This is a genomic window from Thermogemmatispora tikiterensis (assembly GCF_003268475.1).
Lineage (GTDB): Bacteria > Chloroflexota > Ktedonobacteria > Ktedonobacterales > Ktedonobacteraceae > Thermogemmatispora > Thermogemmatispora tikiterensis.
Genome location: NZ_MCIF01000002.1, coordinates 927286 through 946314, shown reverse-complemented (window position 1 = coordinate 946314; position 19029 = coordinate 927286). Strand labels below are relative to the sequence as shown.

At 61.7% G+C, this 19029-nt stretch carries 14 protein-coding genes; 7 read left to right on the top strand and 7 right to left on the bottom strand.

Annotation, left to right across the window (positions count from 1 at the left end):
- Positions 1–409 precede the first annotated feature (409 nt).
- The 3 genes from A4R35_RS03985 to A4R35_RS03975 all read right to left on the bottom strand — a co-directional run bounded on the left by A4R35_RS03985 (position 410) and on the right by A4R35_RS03975 (position 3541).
- Entirely contained in the window at positions 410–1228 is an 819-nt protein-coding gene (locus A4R35_RS03985; protein WP_112426756.1) for a crotonase/enoyl-CoA hydratase family protein, read from the bottom strand.
- A 133-nt stretch (positions 1229–1361) separates the two neighbouring features.
- The gene (locus A4R35_RS03980) at positions 1362–1940 is read right to left on the bottom strand and encodes a COG4315 family predicted lipoprotein (RefSeq protein WP_112426754.1); all 579 of its coding nucleotides are present in this window, start codon (positions 1938–1940) and stop codon (positions 1362–1364) included.
- A gap of 476 nt (positions 1941–2416) precedes the next feature.
- Positions 2417–3541: a hypothetical protein gene (locus A4R35_RS03975; RefSeq protein ID WP_112426752.1), complete on the bottom strand. Its 1125-nt coding sequence runs from the start codon at positions 3539–3541 to the stop codon at positions 2417–2419.
- Positions 3542–3868: 327 nt separating this feature from the next.
- Here A4R35_RS03975 and A4R35_RS03970 point away from each other — a divergent pair, with 327 nt between their 5' ends.
- From A4R35_RS03970 to A4R35_RS03955, 4 genes are all read left to right on the top strand, one after another.
- Positions 3869–4579 carry a CBS domain-containing protein gene (locus A4R35_RS03970; RefSeq protein WP_112426750.1) on the top strand — a complete coding sequence of 237 codons (711 nt, stop codon included), beginning with the start codon at positions 3869–3871 and terminating at the stop codon, positions 4577–4579.
- The gene (locus A4R35_RS03965) at positions 4566–6572 is read left to right on the top strand and encodes a GNAT family N-acetyltransferase (RefSeq protein ID WP_146747106.1); all 2007 of its coding nucleotides are present in this window, start codon (positions 4566–4568) and stop codon (positions 6570–6572) included. Before A4R35_RS03970 ends, A4R35_RS03965 begins: the two co-directional genes overlap by 14 nt.
- A gap of 182 nt (positions 6573–6754) precedes the next feature.
- Complete coding sequence (locus tag A4R35_RS03960) at positions 6755–7525, top strand: SDR family NAD(P)-dependent oxidoreductase (RefSeq protein WP_112426747.1); 771 nt, start codon at positions 6755–6757, stop codon at positions 7523–7525.
- Positions 7526–7729: 204 nt separating this feature from the next.
- Entirely contained in the window at positions 7730–8344 is a 615-nt protein-coding gene (locus A4R35_RS03955; protein WP_223258183.1) for an RNA polymerase sigma factor, read from the top strand.
- Positions 8345–8468: 124 nt separating this feature from the next.
- On the opposite strand, the gene A4R35_RS24145 is transcribed toward A4R35_RS03955, so the two are convergent.
- The 4 genes from A4R35_RS24145 to A4R35_RS03940 form a co-directional block, all read right to left on the bottom strand.
- Positions 8469–8639, bottom strand: a complete 171-nt coding sequence (locus tag A4R35_RS24145) for a hypothetical protein (RefSeq protein WP_189361299.1) — start codon at positions 8637–8639, stop codon at positions 8469–8471.
- 392 nt (positions 8640–9031) lie between these two features.
- A complete protein-coding gene (locus A4R35_RS03950; protein ID WP_052889015.1) occupies positions 9032–9223 on the bottom strand; it encodes a hypothetical protein in 192 nt (63 codons plus the stop codon).
- 365 nt (positions 9224–9588) lie between these two features.
- Positions 9589–10368 (bottom strand): response regulator, encoded by a 780-nt coding sequence (locus A4R35_RS03945; RefSeq protein ID WP_223258182.1) that lies wholly within the window; start codon positions 10366–10368, stop codon positions 9589–9591.
- The gene (locus tag A4R35_RS03940) at positions 10365–13160 is read right to left on the bottom strand and encodes a PAS domain-containing protein (protein ID WP_189361297.1); all 2796 of its coding nucleotides are present in this window, start codon (positions 13158–13160) and stop codon (positions 10365–10367) included. Before A4R35_RS03940 ends, A4R35_RS03945 begins: the two co-directional genes overlap by 4 nt.
- Positions 13161–13776: 616 nt before the next feature.
- Here A4R35_RS03940 and A4R35_RS03935 point away from each other — a divergent pair.
- The 3 genes from A4R35_RS03935 to A4R35_RS03925 all read left to right on the top strand — a co-directional run bounded on the left by A4R35_RS03935 (position 13777) and on the right by A4R35_RS03925 (position 18439).
- On the top strand, positions 13777–14706 hold the full coding sequence (locus A4R35_RS03935) for a hypothetical protein (protein ID WP_112426739.1): 930 nt from the start codon (positions 13777–13779) through the stop codon (positions 14704–14706).
- Between the two features lie 541 nt (positions 14707–15247).
- Positions 15248–16135, top strand: a complete 888-nt coding sequence (locus tag A4R35_RS03930) for a class I SAM-dependent methyltransferase (RefSeq protein WP_189361295.1) — start codon at positions 15248–15250, stop codon at positions 16133–16135.
- 207 nt (positions 16136–16342) lie between these two features.
- Positions 16343–18439, top strand: coding sequence for a S9 family peptidase (locus A4R35_RS03925; RefSeq protein WP_112426735.1), 2097 nt, complete (start codon positions 16343–16345; stop codon positions 18437–18439).
- The last annotated feature ends 590 nt before the right edge of the window (positions 18440–19029 follow it).

The window sequence follows — 19029 nt, the reverse complement described above, 5'->3', positions numbered from 1 at the left end:
TGGCTGCCAAAGAGTCCCGTCAGCAACAGGACGGGCAGCGCCAGTAACGCCAGCAGCTGCTTGCGTCTCCACGGACGCTGGCGCCTGGGTACCTGTGATGCCATAGCTTTCCTTGCTTTCCTTTCCTTGTGCTACTACTCCTGCGCTCCCCGCTCCGCGAAACCATCCCTGATTTCGGCAGAGTGCGAGGGCGAGTTCCCCTCGCTTGCGTACCGCAAGCGGTACCGTAAACGATTACGTAAACGGTTACGGATACATATATACCTGTATAGAGCGCACTTTGTCAAGGGAGGGGGAGAAAGGAGGGGGAGAGAGGGGCAGAGGAGCAGGGGGAGCCTCACCTGCTCTCTCTGCGCAGCGAAAGCAGAGGTCAGGGGGGAGGGACGCGAGCGGGCCCGCCTCAAGGGCCTCACAGATCATCGTAGCGTCCGTGGCGGCCCTGTCCCTCAACGAAGCGCCTGGCCCCGGCCTGGGCCTCTGTCGACTGGAGCGTCCTGAGACCGTGGCTGGCCTCAAGGCGCAGGGCCTCTGGCAGAGGAAGAGACCATTGCTCATAGAGAGAGAGCCGATCAGAGCGCAGGCATTGCTGAGGAAAGCGTGCCAGATTACTGGCCAGGGTCAGCGCCGTAGGCAGAGCCTCGCCGTGAGGTGTCAGGCGGTTGACCAGGCCCATGCGCCAGGCCTCCTCGCCCGAGACACCGCGCCCAGTCAGGATCAGATCAAGCGCATGGCTTTGGCCAATCAAGCGAGGCAGGCGCACTGTGCCCCCATCGATGAGAGGCACCCCCCAGCGGCGATTGTAGACCCCCAGGATGGCATCCTCAGCGGCCACCCGCAGATCGCACCAGAGCGCCAGCTCCAGGCCGCCCGCCACAGCATAGCCTTCAATAGCCGCAATCACCGGCTTCTGCAAGAGCAGACGCGTCGGCCCCAGTGGGCCGGCATCCTCACTGTCAAGCCTGGGAGCATGCCCGGCTGCCAGTTCCTTCAGGTCGAAGCCGGAGCAAAAGCTGCCACCAGCCCCTGTCAGGACCGCCACGGCCAGCTCCGGATCGCTATCAAAGCTGCGGAACGTCTCTAGCAAGGCAGTAGCTAGCTCTATCGTGATGGCGTTCCGACTCGCTGGGCGATTCAGCGTCACAATCAAAACCGCTCCTTGCCGCTCCACCAGCAGCGGCCTGGCTTCGCCAGGGTTACTCGTCGCGGCGGTCTCGGTGGACTCGGACATCGTTGCTCGTCTCCTTCTTCTGCGAATGAGGTATACAGACCATCGATGAGGGAGGCGTATGGGCTGGCCTCGCTCAGTCCCTCTCATTCACTCTATCCTCTCGGACCACCGCTTGTCTAGCAGCAGCCACCGCCTAGTATTTATATTGACTACCGCCGGGCGTGGGAGTTGCCAACACCGATAGGGAAGGCGTGGCTACGAACCAGCGTCCTCCAATGCCATTGCCATGCGCCTGCCCCGGCGCTGTATCACCGGCATACCTGTAGAGCAGGTGCCCATTGTAGGCCACCTGCTGACCGTGGGCATCATGGACTACGCTGAGCTTACCAGGCAGAGGAGACGCGCTCTGGGGAGAACCACTCCCCTGGAACAACAGCGGAGGCCAGGTACTGGCACAGCCACCTGTACAGGCCGACTGCGTTGGCGTATCCGGGGTGAAGTAGTAGAGCGTCTTGCCCTGCGTATCTGTCAGAATCGCTGTAGACTGACCGTTGAGGGAGATCGTGGCTACCTTCACGACCACGCTGCCCGGCATGCTTGCCGTCGTCGGCGTCGCGTTCACCGATCCGCTTGTATTACTGGTCGTACTACTACTGGTCGTACTACTTGTCCCTGTGCTCGAAGTGCTGCTACCGCAGGAAGCCAGCACGATTCCAGCTGCCAGTATCAGCAAACAGAGCCTCATCGTCATCGAGCCAAACTGTCGCATCATTGACCCTCCAGTGTATAGAGCAGGGATGGAAAGCCGGGTGAGGAGTGGCCCGGCTACTATGCTCTCTGCTTAAGTCGTACGCTTGCAGGTTACAGGTACCTAGATCCGGGTCGAAGGACTGCTCTGGGATCGATGGGGGGCTTCCTTCCTGGTATAGCAGCTGTAGCAGCCCTGCAATGCATAGTGTCATGCGGATCAGCAGCACAGCAGGCTGACTTGATTCAACCGGGATCGCTGTTGACTCGTCGAGTCGAGCAGGAGAGTCCACACAACACTGGCCTTGTGCGAAGCGGACCCAGTTCGACCTCCATCCTTGTGTGCCGGGCAGGTATTCAACTCCCAAGGATACAGACAGCCTCCAACACGTGGCACGGTCGCGTGAGCCGGCGAGCCAGCACAGGGGAACAGATAAACGGAGAAGGCATCAGGGTCCCGGTCTCGCACCGGGACCCTGCAGGCTCCGGGGAGCGACGAGGCTAATTCCCGTACGAAATCACCATTGGTGGTGGCTGCAGCGCGAGCACCTGAGCAGGGGTCATCAGAGTACGTGCCTCGATGTGGTAGAAGAGCTTGAAGCCACCATAACGAAAATTATGATACTTCTGCATATCCTCCTCTACCCACATCCTGTATTGACGAATCTTATCCTGCTGATCACCACGGTAGCCGCCGACGCTATCCACATGGATCACCACGTCGACGCGCGGATCGTAGAGCAAATTACGCTTATCCGCAAATTCGGCCACCGAAGCGTCGTACGGATTCTTCAGACCATCTCCATCGCCGCGGTACTGGTGAATCACCAGGATCTTGCGCGGCACATGGTACTGCATCGGTAGAGCTGCCAGCGTCTCAATGACCGGATTCAGGTCGGAAGCGCGCACGTTACTGAGGTTGATGCCAGGAATACCGTTGTGCCGCGGAAACATCCACTCGGGGTCAATCGCCAGTTCTACAAAGCTGTAGTGCTCCAGATAGGGTAGAAAGAAATGCAACTCCTGCATCACAGGAGCCTGGCCGAAGCTCAGGTCTAAAAACAGCAGCAGATTGTGCTGCTGGCAGAAACGGATGTACGCCGCGATGGTGGTCGGGTCCAGGCGATGGCTGTAGGTCTGCTCGGGACCGGGATAGCGGTCGGGCACACTGGCCACCAGATCAATGGCCAGCTTCACGGGGTGCGTGGGATCAAGTCGGGCGTAAACCGCCCCTTGGGCTTGCAGGCGGGCCAGCATCTGAGCGCTAAGCTGGTAGGCTGGCCCAGTCGCGGGGGCGCCAGGAATACCGTAGAATGCCACCACCCGGTAATGTGGAAGAATCGCCCCCTGATTAGGATCGAAGGGTTGGATTGGCTCCGCACGTTCACCCAGGCGCTCCTCATTGAGCAGTACCGAGGGCCGCTGTTGGCGAGCCACCAGTTGCCAGGCCAGCGCTGTTCCGGCTACCAGCAGCGGCAGCAGGAGTAGTCCAAAGAAAAGTCCCACTAAGACAGAGGTCTTCCTGGAGCCACGCGGACCAGGGCCTGGTAGGGTCCCCTCCAGGGGCCTGGTAGGAATCTTGCTGAGCGCCTCCCCCCGGTTGGGGCGTCTTGTCGGAGTCATCATGCTGATCCAGGTCCTCCTCAAAAACCCCTACTCTCTTTCCCAGAAACGGCTAACAGTGATCGACCGGTAAGGAGTGTCCTGGAGGAACAGTTTGTCTCCTCCTGAACAAGATACTACAGATGAGAACGGAGCAGGGACAGCCTTCGGTGCTCTCTCCCCCAGATAGGCTAGCTCCCCAGGGGCCAGCGAAGCGGAAGATGATGAGGCAGGGATATGGCGCTCTCTCCGTGGCCATATGCTATCATAAAGACGGCTGAAGGTCGTTCTATCAGTTTCCCAGAGTGACGAAGGCCGCCGGTGCGGCTCGGCAAAGGAGGAGGGCCCGCCATGCTTGTCAAAGATGTCATGACCAGAAAGCTGATCACAGTGACCCCCGACGATACCCTCGGGCATGCTGCCACGCTACTGCGCCAGTTTCAGTTCCATCATCTGCCAGTGGTTCAGGGGGAGCCGGCCATCTTCGGCTTCACGGGAGCGGTGAAGCCTCTCTATCTGGAGGGGCTGCTGACCTCCCAGGACATCGACCTGGCCGTCGCCGCCTCGGGTCAACAGCCCTGGCAGGAGCGGCATGTACAAGAGGTCATGGATCGCAGTCCCGTCTGCGTCACCCCCACAACCAGCGTCTCCGCCGCCGCCCAGCTACTGGTCGAACGCGGACTCAACGGTTTGCCGGTCGTGGAGTACGAGCAGCACGAGCAGCGAACACGCGCGCTCCTGGTCGGCCTGTTGACGCGCAGCGATCTTCTCATTGCTCTCGCCCGTGCTCTGGGAGCCTTCGAGCCAGGGATGCAGCTCCTGATCCCCTTCACTGCTGGCAATCCAACGCCGCTGGCCCGTCTTTTGCTCCTGGCCGCCGAGCTGCATGTGCAAGTCCGCAGCCTGGTTGTGGTTCCGCCCAGAAACGGCCAGCCGCACACAGCAACCGTCCGCCTGGGCACTATTAACCCGGCCCCTCTCTTGATGCGCCTGCAGGACGAGGGCATCGAGTACACGTTTCCCGATCTTGCTCTAGAGGAGCGCCGCCATGACAATGCCTGATCTCACTTCCCACCCCCGCGTTTGCCTGGCTTTTGACCCGCTGGAACTCCACTACGATTTTGGGGCCGATCATCCCCTGCAGGCGGACCGCATGCGGGCCTTGCTGGACCTGCTGGAAACCTGCCAGCTCTGGCACCAGGGTGATCCCCTGCTGCATCTTCCGATCCGCCCCGCCTCCCTCGATGAGCTGCGGCTGATCCATACCGACGACTACCTGGCAGCGGTCCAACGGCTCGGAGCCTCCGCGGCCAGGCTGCCTGCCCTTCCTCTCCAGCAACGACAGGAGCTGGAGCAGCAGGCCTTCCGCTATGGCTTCGGCGATGGCGACACGCCGATTATGCCCGAGATGCATGAGGTCTCGGCAATGATCGCCGGCGGGACGTTGGTCGCTATGAGCGCTGTGCTCGGCCTGCCCGAGGGCGGTCAGTTCGCCTCTCCCCAGGAGCGGCCTGTGCATGTCTTCCATCCAGGCGGCGGCCTGCACCATGCCTGGGCCAGTCGCGCCTCGGGCTTCTGCGTCTATAATGATGCGGCGGTGGCCATCGCCCACGTGCTGCGCGCCAGCGAGGCCAAGGTCCTCTATATCGATTTCGACGCCCATCATGGCGATGGAGTACAGCGCGCCTTTTATGATGAACCGCGCGTCTTGACGGTATCGCTCCACGAAACGGGTCGCTACCTCTTCCCCGGCACCGGCGATGTCCTGGAACTGGGCAATGGGCTGGGGCGTGGCTATTCAGTCAATGTGCCCCTGGAGCCTTTTACACAGGATGACTCCTATATTGAGGTCATAGAGAACCTGCTGCCGCCTCTGGCCCTCTCGTTCGCCCCAGACGTGATTATCAGCAACCACGGCTGCGATACCCATGCCTGGGACCCGTTGACCCACCTGGCCTTGACCACACGCGCCTTGCAGGCCCAGGTGCGACTGGTGCACGAGCTGGCCCACCGCTACTGTGGCGGGCGCTGGGTCGCTGTTGGCGGCGGTGGCTATGATCCCTATCGGGTTGTGCCGCGGGCCTGGGCCCTCGTCTGGGCGGAAATGTCTGGTCGGCCACTGCCTGCTCAGCTCCCGACAAGCTGGGTCGAACGCTGGCACCCCTCGTGGGAAGCGATGCGCGAGCGCGAACGTGAGACCTGGGAGGTGATGGGCAAACCGCAGCAGGAGAGCGGTTTCCCCACGACCTTTGAAGACCAGCCAGATCACTTCCCGCCGGTGCCGCGCCTCCAGGAGATCACGCGGGCCAACCGCCATACGGCCTCTCTCGTGCGCCATCTGGCGGTGCCACCCGCGGTACGACCGGCTTTCCCCCCTCTGCGCCAGCGCTCGCCGCTGACGGGCCTTTTCGACCTGCTTCACCTGCGCGGTGCTGATACTCCCTCGCGCAGCCAGACCTTGCAGACGCCGCGCGGCCCTGTACTCCTGCGTGACTTCTGTCCTCCCTCGCTCGTCGAGCGCCTGCGTCCCTCCAATGGCCTCTGTTCCTTCACACGCCTGCCTGAGCGCGAGCATCGCCTGCTGCTGGAGATTGCGCGGAGAGCCGACTGCGCTCTGGCCCTTGCCCATACCTCGGGAGGTGAGATTGTCGGCGAGGTGACGCTGGCCCCCGGCGATGCCTGGTGGGAGGGGCTGGAGCAGGTGTATGAGGTGGCCATCGAGGTCAGCCGTGACTGGCGCGGCCTGGGCATCGCGCGCAATCTGCTGGCCTTTGCGCTCGATCTGGAAGCTCGTGAGGACCTGATCTTCTTTGCCGTTGGCCTCTCCTGGCACTGGGATATCGAGGGTACTGGCTTGTCAATCTATCGCTACCGGGAGATGCTCATCAAGCTCTTTGGCTCTCAGGGCTTTAAGGAGTATCCTACCAACGAGCCGAACATTGCCATGGACCCGGCCAATGTCTTGCTGGTGCGCGTCGGCAGTCGGGCCGATCAGCGCATTGTGAGCCAATTCTTCAGTCGAGTCCTGAGTACGCCACATCTTCCCCGTCTCTGAGCTGAGCAATAAGGGACGGCGAGAGCGGCATGGCTCTCCTCCCAGCGGGAGAGGCTCCCTCGCCCTGAAGGCGAGGCTTTGCCGTACGCGCCTGCTCGTCCACTCCTTCTCTCCTCGGAGAGAGCTACTGCCCAGCCAGCTAGCTCCTGGCTCAGTTACTAATCGTTCGTGGAGGCCTGTCTATGGATCTGGGACTGGAAGAAAAAGTCGCCATTGTGACGGGTGCCAGTCGTGGGGTAGGCAAAGCCATTGCCCGTGCCCTGGGCGCTGAAGGCTGTCGGCTGGCCATCATCGCCCGAGGACGCAAAGCGCTGGAAGAAACCGCTGAAGAGCTACGCGGCGCCGGCGTGGAGGTCTTGACGATCGCTGCTGACCTCATGATCCCTCAGAACATCGAGCGTAGTGTCCAGGACGTCATGGATCGTTATGGGCGCATAGATATCCTGGTCCATAACGCCGGGGGGGCCCGCGGTCAGACCATCTTTGATACCAGCGACGAAGACTGGCACGACGCCCTGGCCCTCAATGTCCTGGCGCTCAGCCACTTTGCCCGTCTCGTGGCCCCCATTATGAGCCGCCAGGGAGGGGGACGCATCATTGCCATCTCCTCCATTTTCGGACGCGAATCGGGCGGACGGCCCGCCTACAATGCCCTCAAAGCGGCCTCCATCAGTCTCACCAAGTCGTTGGCCCGCCAGTTTGCTCCCAACAACATCCTGGTGAACAGCGTCGCGCCCGGCTCCTTGCTCTTCCCCGGCAGCTCCTGGGACCGCCGGCGTCAGGCTGATCCTGAGAGCATCGAAGCTTTCGTGAAAAGCGAGCTGCCGCTAGGTCGCTTCGGTACTCCTGAGGAGGTGGCGGCTGTCGTCGTCTTCCTGGCCTCCTCTGCGGCCTCGCTGGTCAGCGGGGCCTGCATTCCTGTCGACGGCGCCCAGTCTCGCTCTAATATCTAGCTCGCGAGCGTATGCAGGCTGCTGACGGCCTGCATGCAAAGCTGAAAAAGCTCTAAGAAAGGCGCTCCCTGCTTTAGTTTCTGCTTAGAGCCTGTTACTGCAGAGCTTATCTGGGCCAGAATGCCTTGTAATCCGCTCGGAAAAACGGTACTCTTCTGTCTAGCAAGAAGGAAAATGGACGAAGAGCAACGAGGAAACGAAAAGATGGCAAAACAAGAACGCCCTGCGGTCAATATAGATGGTATTCTGGCCCAAAAAGCTCTGGCCGGCGATGAGCAGGCCTTTGAGATGCTCTTAAAGCGCTATCAGACGCCTCTGTTTAGCTTTATCTACCACTTCCTCGGCGACTATGACCAGGCGTGTGATGTTCTCCAACAAGTGTTCTTGCAACTCTACATCTCGCTTCCGAAGCTGCGCACCGGTGAGCCGCTGAAAGCCTGGCTCTTCCAGGTGGCACGCAATCGCTGTCTCGACGAACTGAGGCGCAAGCGTGCGGTCCACTTCTCTGAGCTGGAAGGGAGTACGGACGAGGACGAGCTGTCGCCGCTGGACACTCTGCCCGATGGCGGCCCGCTGCCGGAGGAACTGGCTGAGCATCACGATCTCCAGCGCCTCCTGAGCGAGGCCATTCAGACTTTGCCGCCACGCTTCCGGGCGGTAGTGCTTCTGCGCTACCTGGCCCAGCTCAGCTTCGCCGAAATTGGCCAGACGCTGCAAATGCCCGAGGCAACGGCCAAAACCTACTTCCAGCGCGCCAAGCCGCTCTTGCGGACAGCCTTGCGCGAGCACACAGGCAAGATCACCGCTGCCCTCGCCTGATCTCCATGCTTCTCCCCATGACCCACAGGCGACGGGCAAGCCCTGCCTTGTGAAACTTCCCCTGGATGTTGTTCGTTGTACATAGCAGAGCACGAGCGAGCTAAGGAACAACATCCGGGGGAATTTACTTATGCGGGAGCAGCGCGAGCGATCGCCTCAACCGGCCATAGAAGGGCAGGAAGGGGAAGAGCCGCAAGAAGAGTTTGATGAGCTGGACCGTCTGTTCATAGAGCACCTGCCGCGTCTTGATCCCCCGCCGGAGGTCATCGAGCGCATCCTCGCTCTCGCACGTCATTCGGCTCCTCCTCTGGTAGCTAATGCTGAGCACCAGCAGCCTCCTATCCGGCCAGGGAAGCACCACTCCAACGGAGAAGGGAGACGAACGGACGGGCGAGGAAGGAAGCACGGCAGGCAGTAAGAGAAGAGAGGAAGAAAGTTCTTCTGGGGAGAGCCACGGCTATCACTGACGGCGGATCAACGCAAGAGGGCAGCACTACCTGCCCTGCTGGTAGGCAAGGCCGGGGCTGCCCTCGGCTGTAAGGTCCATGGCACCGAAGAGGATGAGACGAATGCCTGATCTTGCCTGGTCTGGCCAATCCTCTTTGCTAGAGCAGACTCTTCCGACTCTCTGCCCGGTCCCCTCTGGCCCGGGCCTCTCTCTCTGAGAGTGATCGGTGCCGCCTCGCCTCACGCAATTTGATCGCTCAACTTCCCCCTTGCAACAAGCCAGCGGACAAACTCCAGGCGGCGATGTTCTGCAAGAGCCTGTTGCTGTTCCCTCTCGGCGTACTCCTCGCGGAGCCTGGCCAGACGGCGCATCTCTACCTCATCAAAGCCGCCACGGCGCAGTATCTCACGATCATCTTTGCGGTCCTGCATGTGGTCCTCCTTCTTCACTGGCAAGCGGGCGGGTGATCAACTCCACCAGAGCGGGGTCAACAGGCCTACCTGCGACCCAACCCGTCTCTGAAGAGCCTGCTTGGCATAAGACTTAGGCCACTGATAGCGATCTCCTTCATCCAGGCATTGAGCGCCTCGTCCAGTCTTCAAGGAAACCTGCCTGTGGGCGCTCAAGCAGACGCTCCTTTCTTCCCGTCGTAGAGAACAGGCAGTCACTGTCAGCTTCTCTGCTACAGAGTATACATTACCGCGAGTGACAAATGTGTGAACACGGCGAGGGTGGCTGTGAAAATCCTGTGAAGGTTGATCTTTGTGAGCGAATTGCTCTAAAGAGATCCTCCTGCCTACGACAAATTGCCGAGCAGGGGAGCATCCGGCGGGGGAACGAAGTAGCCGACGCCTGGCTCATTATGTAAGAAGCGCGGGTGGGCAGGGTCCGGCTCCAGTTTGCGGCGCAGGTGGCGGATAAAGGTACGCAGATAGGTCGTTTCTCCAACATAATCGGCCCCCCAGACGCGCTGGAGCAGCTCGCGGTGCGTAAGCACCTTGCCGGCATTGCGCGTCAGCTCGTAGAGCAAATCGTACTCGGTTGGGGTCAGATGCACTTCCTTGCCGCCGGAGCGTACCTTGCGGCGAGCGAAATCTACCTCCAGCCCTCCAGGCCCGCCGCAGCGATAGACGGGCGTGCTGGGGCTGGTACCTCCCTGCCCCAGGCTGCTCAGTAGTCGCTCCGTCTCAGAGGCTCGGCGCAGAGCCACGCGCACGCGCGCCAGCAGCTCGTTGATGCTGAAAGGCTTGGTCAGGTAGTCATCGGCGCCCTGGTCGAGAGCCTTAATTTTGACTGGTTCCTCGTCGTGAGCCGAAAGCACAATCACAGGGGCGTTGCTCCACTCGCGCAGGCGGCGCAGGAAAGCCAGGCCGTCCAGCGTCGGTAAGGATAAATCGAGCAGCACCAGCTGTGGCTGCACCAGCGCTGCCAGCTCGATGCCCTGGGCCCCGTCGCGGGCTGTTTGCACCTGGAAACCACGCGCCTTCAATTGCGCGCGCAGAAAAGCACTCATCTGTGGATCATCTTCTACACAAAGAATGCATGGTTTTTTCTCACGCTCAGAAGCTGACATCATGCGCACCCTCCCTCCCTGGAGCCGGTTGTATTGCCGCGCGGGGCTGAGGCGGGTAGCAGCGGCTGGGCGACGGTTGGCTCGCCGGCGATGCTCAGGCGGAAGGCAAAGGTGGTCCCCTGACCAGGGCTGCTGTGGAGCGTTAAGGTACTCTGGTGAGCTTCGATAATACCACGGCTAATGTAGAGGCCCAGGCCCGTACCGGGACTCCAGCGGGCGCTATCCCGGCGTCGATCGCGGAGCGGTTGACCCGGGCGGTCTGCCGCCGGGCGACGGCTGGCGGCAAAGGTACTGAAGCGAGTGAACAGCTCTTCCTGTTGCTCAGGTGTCAGGCCAGGGCCGTGGTCGGTGACGCGGATCTCCACCTCGCGGGGGCTGACCTGCTCTGCTTCCAGCAGGACAGTATCGCCTTCTGGCGCATGGTAAAAGGCATTGCTGAGCAGGTTCGTCAGGACGCGGATAATCATCTCATAGTCCGCCAGAACGGTGGGCAACTGAGGAGGGACCCGCACGTCCAGACTGCGGTGCGAGCTGGCGATGAGGGCCTCCAGGCGCTCCTGCAAATCCTCGACCAGCTCGGAGAGCAGCACCGGCTCCAGCTCCAGGCGTAAGGCGCCAGCCTCCACCCGGGCGGCATCCAGGAACTGATTGACCATGCTGACCAGGCGCTCAACCTGTTCGTCGGCGGTACGCAGAAAGTCGCGCTGCTCTTCCACTGACCAGCGCAGGTCGTCGGCCTGGAGGACGCTCAGGTGAGCGCGAATATTGGCCAGCGGCGTTTTCAGCTCGTGGGCCATCGTGGTAAAGAAATCCTCGCGCTCGCGCTCCAGCTCCTTCATACGCGTAATATCGTGCCAGACCAGGATCGCTCCGCTGATCGTCCCATCGGAGGCCCGCAGCGGGGCCGCGCTGGCCAGCAGAAAGAGAAGGCTGCCATCGGGCTGGCTCAGGTGCAGCTCGCTCTCACTGGCCTCACCTCGGAAGAGGGCGCGCGCCAGGGGCCGCTCCTCGGCTGGTACCAGCTCGCCATTGGGGCCATAGACATTGATGCGGTCGATGATTTCCTCACTCGCCCGTCCGGCCAGGCAGCGGATGACCTCCTCTGGATTATCCAGCTGGGCCTCGGGTACTCCCATCCGGCGCAAGAGTCTGGCGGCCTGACGGTTAATGATGCTGATCCGTGGGCGCTCACGGGCCTCCTTGGAGATCAAGAGTACACCCGAGGGTAACCGTTCAAGGAGCGTCTGCATGCGGGCGCCTTCCTCCTCCAGGGCAGCTTTGGCCTCCTGGAGCGCTTGATTGCGTTGGGCCAGCTCCAGCGTGCGGGCGATAACTTCGGCCTCGATGCGCTCGCGGGCGGCAGCTTGCTCGGTTACATCGTGGTAGATGACGATGAAAGCGAAGATATCACCGACCGCGTCGTGGATGGGAGCGTAGGAACGGCGGATGACGTAGGGATGGCCATCGGCCCCGATGACCTTGATCTCGTCGACGCTCTGCTCCAGAGCACGGCGCTCCAGGGCTGGAATATCCTCCGGCCCACGAGGCAGAGCCTCTTCAAAGCGAGCCTGACTGCGGGCCAGGGCCTCCCAGATTGGCAGCCCCAGGGCCTCGTCGCTCCAGCCAAAGAGACGGCGCACGGCATGATTGATGTCCGCCACGCGCCAGCGGGCGTCGTAGATCACCACCCCGTCGGGAATGGCCTGCATAATATTCTCGCGCTGGCGCACATTGCGACTCGCCATGCGAGCCAGACTATCGATGCGGAAAAAGAGGCGCGCATTATGAATAGCCAGACCAGCCTGGCGGGCGAACTGCTCTAGCAGCTCGACCTCCTCAGCAGGGAAGCCACGGGCCCGTCGGTGGTACACCTCGATCGTCCCCACAACTGCCGGACGGTCGCCGGGTCCCTGACCCACGGGGCCGCGGCCCTCCATTGGTCTCATCTGCTCGGGATGGGGATCAAAGATCGGTACACAGAGCACGGAACCGGGTCGGCGTGGAAGGCCATCGTCGTCAAGGAGCGGTAGCTCTAGCTCTGGGCAACTGCCGGTATCTTCAATGATCAGCGCTCGCTGTTCGCGCAAGGCGCGGCTGAGCAGCAGCCGCTCAGTCAGGCGCGGGCGCCAGTGCTGGGCACTGGGATGCAGCCCTTTCTGCGCCGCTAGAGTGACCAGCGGCTCACTCTCAACGGTCTCCTGGTACATGGGGGGACGCGGCTGGGCAATATCTGGCAGCGCGGTCTCGACCTCGGTGACTGGCTCCAGCAACAGGATCGCGCAGCGGGTCGAACCGACCATCTCCTGAACAGCCTGCAAGATGCGGTCCAGCACCTCGGGCAGGGCAAAGGGGCCAGCAATGGCCGCGGAGATGTGCTGCATGGCCTTCAGCAACAAGCGTGAGCGTACCTGGCTGGTCACGTCCTCCACGGTGACCAACAGAGCTTCTCGCTGGCCCTCCCCTTTCTGTTCTCCCTGCTGGCTCTCCCAGGTCACAGGGATCAGGGAGATGCGCCAATAGGTGCGCCCACGACTGGCCAGCAGTCCTTCATAGGGGACATCCTGGAAGACCAGGCTCTGGCGCAAGGAGCAGGCCCGCCACAGATGGGGCATAGCCGTGGAGGCCAGCTCTGGGGGCAGGATCTCAGAGAGACGATGACCGAGCACTCCTTGCGAGCGCCACGGCTCGCTCAGCAGCGAGGCCAGGTACTGGTTGATGTAGAGAACACGCAAATCAGTACCATCCAGGACTGCGGCTCCGACCGCAATGTGTCCCAGGATTTGTTCAAGTTGCACAGATGGCTCTGGCTCCATAGGTCGGGGTTTCTAGCCACGCCGGGTCTCTACCTGACCTGGACTGGAAAAGACACGCCCCACACATCGCCGCCCGCCAGGACGGCGTTCTTGCTCTCGTTCCCTCCTCCCTACTACACAATATTATATCGCCTGCAGACGGTGACTGTGAGCCAGGAGGACAGGATCAACTACCCCGCCTGGCTGCTCGCTGCCACCCCCGGCGCTAGTCGCCAGCAGTTGGGGCTGGCCTCCGGGCTTTGAAGGCCCAGACAGACCGATAAACCAGGTCTCCTATTGGCACAGTAGAGATTAGCAAAGCGCGATGCCAAAGGGGACGGTTTGTGGTATGATGATGTCAACTCCCGAGAGAGTACTGCAACCCTGAAGCGTACGACCTTCCGGGTCCTTTTGTGCCGCATGAGGCCGGCGGTATCGCCTGCCTGCCTGCTTGCTTGCAAGATTAAGCCCGCTTCTCCTCCAGCGCCGGAGTAAAGAGTGGGTGAAAGCGCTCGCCAGGCGGGACGGGGCCGCGAATCACATGGCGGCTGCCCTCTGGGCTATTGGCTGGTCAAAGAAGCTCGATGGCGCAGCCGGTTCGTTCTGCGAGGAGGGATTCATGGAGCTTTCGCTGCGGCTGGATACCCTCGGGGTGGTCGAGGTGCGCTATCTGCGTGGCCGGGAGCGCTACCGCGATTGGCCCCCTTTCCAATTGGTGGCCGCCTCCCGGCAGGCCCGTATCCAGGCGTATATGAGCCGTGAGGTCGCTGAACAGCTGCATCAGCAGATCCTTGCGGTGGAGGCGGCTGTTGGTCTGGATGTTGAGTTTGAAGATGAGGATGAAGATCATCTCGAGAAGGAGCACAGTAGCCGTTCAATTGATGAAAAGCACTTTGACGATGCAACAGAGCGAGAGAGCAGCGCAAGTACTTTCTCTCCCTCCCTCGCCCAGGCACTGGATCGCCTGAACGAACTGGCGCGGCAGCGCTTACCCGAGGCCAGCTCCTCCTCTAGCGCTGCAGAGCGCGGCGAGTTGCTGGCGGAAGAGGGAGAGCTGAGCGCTGAGGAGGAGGGGGCGCTGGAGCAGCTGCAAGATGCTTTTACCCAAATGATGGACGTGGTGCGGGAGTTGGCCGAAGAGATGGCCACGGATGCTCTCAAGCTCAACGGGCGTTTCCGCTGCGCGCGCACCAACATTATCTTTACTCAGGCTGATCTCCCCGAGGAAGAGGAAGAGACTCCGGAGGAAGAGGAAGGTACGGAGGAAGAAGCAGCCGAGGAGCCAGGAGCCGAAGGGGTCGAGGAGGAGGTGGGTGAGGAGGAAGTGGTAGAGTTTGAAGTGGAGCTGGTCATGGTCCTGCAGCTCTTTGAGGAGGGACGCGCCCGCTCCGATGATTCGCCAGCCGTGGAGCTGCAGCTTGATGTCGACGATTTCGAACGCCTGCACGAGACGCTTGATCTGGCCTTGCAGCGCGAGGAACGAAGCCGCCGGCGCAGCTCCTCTCATCTGACCTCCGAGCGTGGACGGCGCAATCGCCGGCGTCGCTAGCGCCGACTCGCTCTCTCGCTCGCTACCCTGGAGGAAGGCCGCAGCTCCCTGACTTCACTGCTCGTCTGCTATCTCGTCCTATGAGGCTGAACCCCGGTTGGAGGCGAGGTCGGGCTGAACTGGGGTCAGCCAACTCCACTCTCTGCTGTTCCCCGTCCACACCGGGCTGGGTGGTGGTGATGTGGCCAGGGCGCTTCTCCTTCGCTTGCCCCTCTGACACTGAGGAAGATCCTGCTGGCTATGGAGGAGCCACGCCCATCGGCTCAACTCCTGATGAGTCTCCCTCAAAACACGGCCAGGCCTGTAGCCAGATGAAGGCTAATCTGCTACAATGAGGACTGATCTGCTGGGGATTGAAGAGGCGAGCGAGGGTTTAGCCAGGGCCGTTCAGGCTTTTGCTCTGCTCTGGGATTCGCTGCCCGGGAGGGAAGCCCGGTGGAAACAGCAAAGAAGGAGAGGCCGCTGGTCCTCATCTGTGGCCGTGTTCTGTCCACCGGTGTGCATGCCTGCTTGGTGTGTCTGTGAAGGGAGCTTGACCTGCATGAGTGATGAGTGCGTGAGGCGTGAGCCGAGGCCTTGTTGGGAGCGAGGAACCTATGTGATTGAGGCCGATGATGCTGCTGAGCTGGCGCGGACGATGCTCCTGGAGCAGCTGATTACGCGGCAGCTGGGGGGCCTCTTCCCAGAGCGCGGGGGTGATCTGGAGGCTGTACAGACAATCCTTGATATTGCCTGTGGCCCCGGCGGCTGGGCGCTGGCTGTGGCTTATGCCTATCCGCAGGTGACGGTGATCGGCATCGATAGCTGTCCCGCAGTTGTAGAGTATGCCCAGGCTCAGGCCTGGTCGCGGGGCCTGGGGAATGTCGAGTTCGTGGTGATGGACGCTTTGCAGCCCCTCGATTTCCCCGACGATGCCTTCGATCTTGTGAATGCTCGTTTCCTGATGGGGATGATGCCCGCCTCAGCCTGGGTGCCATTACTGCGCGAGTGTCGTCGCGTCACTCGTCCTGGGGGCAGTATTCGCCTGACCGAGGCCGAGCTGTGTTGGACGACCAGTCCCGCTTTTGAGCAGCTCTCTGCCTGGCTGGCCCGCGCCTTCTGGCGCAAGGGATATAGCTTCTCCCCCGATGGCCGGGCTCTGGGAATCACTGCCGTCCTGGGCCAGCTGCTGCGCTCGGCGGGATGGGGCCATATTGGCTATCGCCCGTTTGTGGTGGATTTCTCAACCGGCGCCTCCGCTCAGACTGGAGGCTATCAGCATTTTATGGTATTTTGGAAGCTCGTGCAGGAGTTTGTGTGCACATGGGCGGAGATCCCTGCGGAGATCTTCGAACGCTGCTATCAGCAGGCGATGGCCGAACTGCTGCTTGATGAATTCTGCGGCCTCTGGTTCCACCTGCTGACCTGGGCGGAGAATCCCGCGGCCTGACCAAGGGGCCAGCACGCTCGGCTCGCTCACTTCCTCTGGCTTGGTCTGCTGGCTTGGTTTGCCCACCCTCCTGGCTGGCCCTGGCCAGGCATCCTTCGCTACGAAGATGCACTGCACGCAGCGATCTTGCGTTCTTTGTGGCTCACTGCCTGGCTGGAGTGGCCCGCTCGCTGGCCGCTTCAGCTTCCTCTGCAGAAAGAAGCACCTATGACGAGAGCTATTACGATCGAGGATCTGTATCGGCTGCGCTTTGTCAGCCAGCCACGTCTTTCGCCCGATGGCTCGCGCGTAGCCTTTGTGGTCACAACTATTGATGAGCGGGAGCATGAGTATCGCTCGGCGATCTGGGTGGCCCTGCCCAACGGTGAGGTCCGGCGCTTCACCACTGGGCGGGCGAAAGCCCACAGTCCTAGCTGGTCGCCCGATGGGCGCTGGCTCGCCTTCGTGTCCGATCGCGACAGCGATGAGCCAGCCGGGTCCCCTGTGGCAGGAAGAGCCGCAGAGCGACAGGCGCAGCCTTCTTCTCAGATCTGGCTGCTGCCGGCGGACGGCGGTGAGGCACGCCAGCTCACCTGGATGGAACATGGCGCCGAGCGCCCTGTCTGGTCGCCCGATGGACGCTACCTCCTCTTCTCGGCCCAGGTTGGCCCGAGCGATGAGAAAACGCCGGCGGGCAAGCCCCTGCCAAAGGCGCGGGTGATCGAGCGCCTCTGGTATCGCCTCGATGGAGTCGGCTTTATCCACGAGCGTCGCAGCCACCTCTTCCTGATCCCTGTTGAGGGAGGCGAGCCTGTCCAGCTGACTGATGGCGACTGGGATGATGCTGACGCGGCCTGGTCTCCCGATGGTCAGCAGATCGCCTTTGTCTCCAGCCGCGCGGAAGATCGCTGGCGGATGCCTTGCCCCGATCTGTATACGCTGACGATCGTCTCCGGCCAATCAGGTGAGCTGCGCTGCTGGACCAATGGGAGCCTCTCCTGCTCCTCGCCTTCCTGGTCACCGGATGGCCGCCATCTGGCCTTCCTGGCCATGCCGAAGTATCGCTCGGCGAATCATGTCGATCTTTATGTGCTCTCGCTCGACGGAGCAATCCCCGGTCAGGTCCAACCGCTTTGCCTGACCAGCGATTTTGAGGGAAGCTGTGTCGACTGGACAAATAGCGACCTGGGCGACGAGCATCTGATGCCCCCTCCAGGCTGGTCCGCCGATGGGCAGACGCTCTATGCCCTGGCCTCCCGACGTGGCGCCACGCGGCTGTATGCCATCCCCATCAGTGGGGCTGGCCCGGAGCCACCGACTCTCACGCCTGGCGCCGTACATGTGCGGGACTTCTCCCTCGATCAGGCCGCTCAGCACGCTGCCTTGCTCATGGGCAGCGCCACCCAGCCGCCAGAGATCTATCGCTGTTCGCTGACCTCCATGGCACCTGGACCAGAGGCAGGGCAAGGCGCTGAGGCGCCGACGCTGGAGCAGGTCTCGCATTGTAACGATGAGCTGCTCCGCGAGCTGAAACTGGCCTCGCCGGAGTATCTGCCCTACCGGGGCTGCGACGACTGGCCTATGGACGGCTGGCTCTTGCGCCCCCCCGACTACGATCCTGCCCGGCGCTACCCGCTGATTGTGGAGATTCACGGCGGCCCCAACACCCAATATGGCTACGGCTTCTTCCATGAGATGCAGGTCCTGGCCGCCGCGGGCTACGTCATCCTCTACACCAACCCCCGCGGGAGCTGCGGCTACGGACGTGAGTTTGCCCTGGCTGTGCGCGGCGCCTGGGGCGAAAAGGACTCCCTGGATATTTTGGCTGGCATCGACGCCGCCTTGCAGCAGGGTGGTATCGATGAGCAGCGCATCGGGGTCATTGGCGGCAGCTACGGCGGCTTTATGACCGCCTGGCTGATCGGCCATAGCCATCGCTTCCGCGCCGCGGTGGCTGACCGCAGCGTCACAAACCTGGTCTCCGACTTTGGCAGCAGTGATTTTGGTTGGACTTTCGCCGACGATGAGCTGGATACCACACCGTGGGAGGACCTGGAGCGCTACTGGCGCATGTCCCCGCTGGCCTATGTGCAGCACATGCAGACGCCGCTGCTGATTCTCCACAGTGAGCAGGATCTGCGGTGCAATATTGAGCAGGCCGATCAGCTCTTCACCGCCCTGAAGTACCTGGGGCGCGAGGTGCGCTACGTGCGCTTCGAGGGCCAGAGCCACGGCCTTTCTCGCGGCGGCCATCCCTCTCTCCGCCTGCAGCGCCTGCGCTTCATCGTCGACTGGTTCGAGCGCCATTTGCGCGAGCCTGACTGAGCAGCAACCGTAGCAACCCATGCTCACTGGCCCAGCCAGCCACCGGACCTCACTCTGACTGGCTGGGCTACTTTCTCTCTGTGCGGCCCCTCCTCCCTCTCTTCTTCCCCCCTGTGATCGGCGGTGGGCGCTTTTGCCTGCTCTCCCTCTCTGTCCTCTGAAAGAGGCCCGTCGGCTGCTCTGTGCGGTCTTCCTGCAGAAGCAAGCAAACAGTCACATACATTATATACTTGATCCAATCAATTTGGTGAGCACTTTTATAGTAAAACCGTAACAGATCGCGGATGTCGAATCAGGATCGGCCTGCAATTGCGACGGTATGTCATGCCTGCCAGGCGGAGCAATCAGGCTCTGACTGGCTAGTGATAGTTGCAACTTGCGAAGGGACGAGACATTGCGAGTACACCAACGAATCTGGCATTACCTGTATCAACGGCAGCGGACCCAACCGCTGAGAAGCACACGGGCGCTGGCGACCCTGATGTTGCTCCTCTCGGGGACGGCAGCCGGGGCGGCACAAATGCCCCTGGCGTCTGAGGTCAGCTGTCTGCATCTCCAGCCAGCTCTGGCTCATGGGGCGGCGCCGACCT

What these genes read in the sequence shown, in the direction of transcription:
- A4R35_RS03945 (WP_223258182.1), bottom strand. Translation starts at nt 10,368, where the DNA reads ATGATGTCAGCTTCTGAGCGTGAGAAAAAACCATGCATTCTTTGTGTA.
- A4R35_RS03965 (WP_146747106.1), top strand. Translation starts at nt 4,566, where the DNA reads ATGACAATGCCTGATCTCACTTCCCACCCCCGCGTTTGCCTGGCTTTT.
- A4R35_RS03985 (WP_112426756.1), bottom strand. Translation starts at nt 1,228, where the DNA reads ATGTCCGAGTCCACCGAGACCGCCGCGACGAGTAACCCTGGCGAAGCC.
- A4R35_RS03960 (WP_112426747.1), top strand. Translation starts at nt 6,755, where the DNA reads ATGGATCTGGGACTGGAAGAAAAAGTCGCCATTGTGACGGGTGCCAGT.
- A4R35_RS03935 (WP_112426739.1), top strand. Translation starts at nt 13,777, where the DNA reads ATGGAGCTTTCGCTGCGGCTGGATACCCTCGGGGTGGTCGAGGTGCGC.
- A4R35_RS03980 (WP_112426754.1), bottom strand. Translation starts at nt 1,940, where the DNA reads ATGATGCGACAGTTTGGCTCGATGACGATGAGGCTCTGTTTGCTGATA.
- A4R35_RS03950 (WP_052889015.1), bottom strand. Translation starts at nt 9,223, where the DNA reads ATGCAGGACCGCAAAGATGATCGTGAGATACTGCGCCGTGGCGGCTTT.
- A4R35_RS03955 (WP_223258183.1), top strand. Translation starts at nt 7,730, where the DNA reads ATGGCAAAACAAGAACGCCCTGCGGTCAATATAGATGGTATTCTGGCC.
- A4R35_RS03925 (WP_112426735.1), top strand. Translation starts at nt 16,343, where the DNA reads ATGACGAGAGCTATTACGATCGAGGATCTGTATCGGCTGCGCTTTGTC.
- A4R35_RS03975 (WP_112426752.1), bottom strand. Translation starts at nt 3,541, where the DNA reads ATGATGACTCCGACAAGACGCCCCAACCGGGGGGAGGCGCTCAGCAAG.
- A4R35_RS03970 (WP_112426750.1), top strand. Translation starts at nt 3,869, where the DNA reads ATGCTTGTCAAAGATGTCATGACCAGAAAGCTGATCACAGTGACCCCC.
- A4R35_RS24145 (WP_189361299.1), bottom strand. Translation starts at nt 8,639, where the DNA reads ATGACGTGCGAGAGCGAGGATGCGCTCGATGACCTCCGGCGGGGGATC.
- A4R35_RS03930 (WP_189361295.1), top strand. Translation starts at nt 15,248, where the DNA reads ATGAGTGATGAGTGCGTGAGGCGTGAGCCGAGGCCTTGTTGGGAGCGA.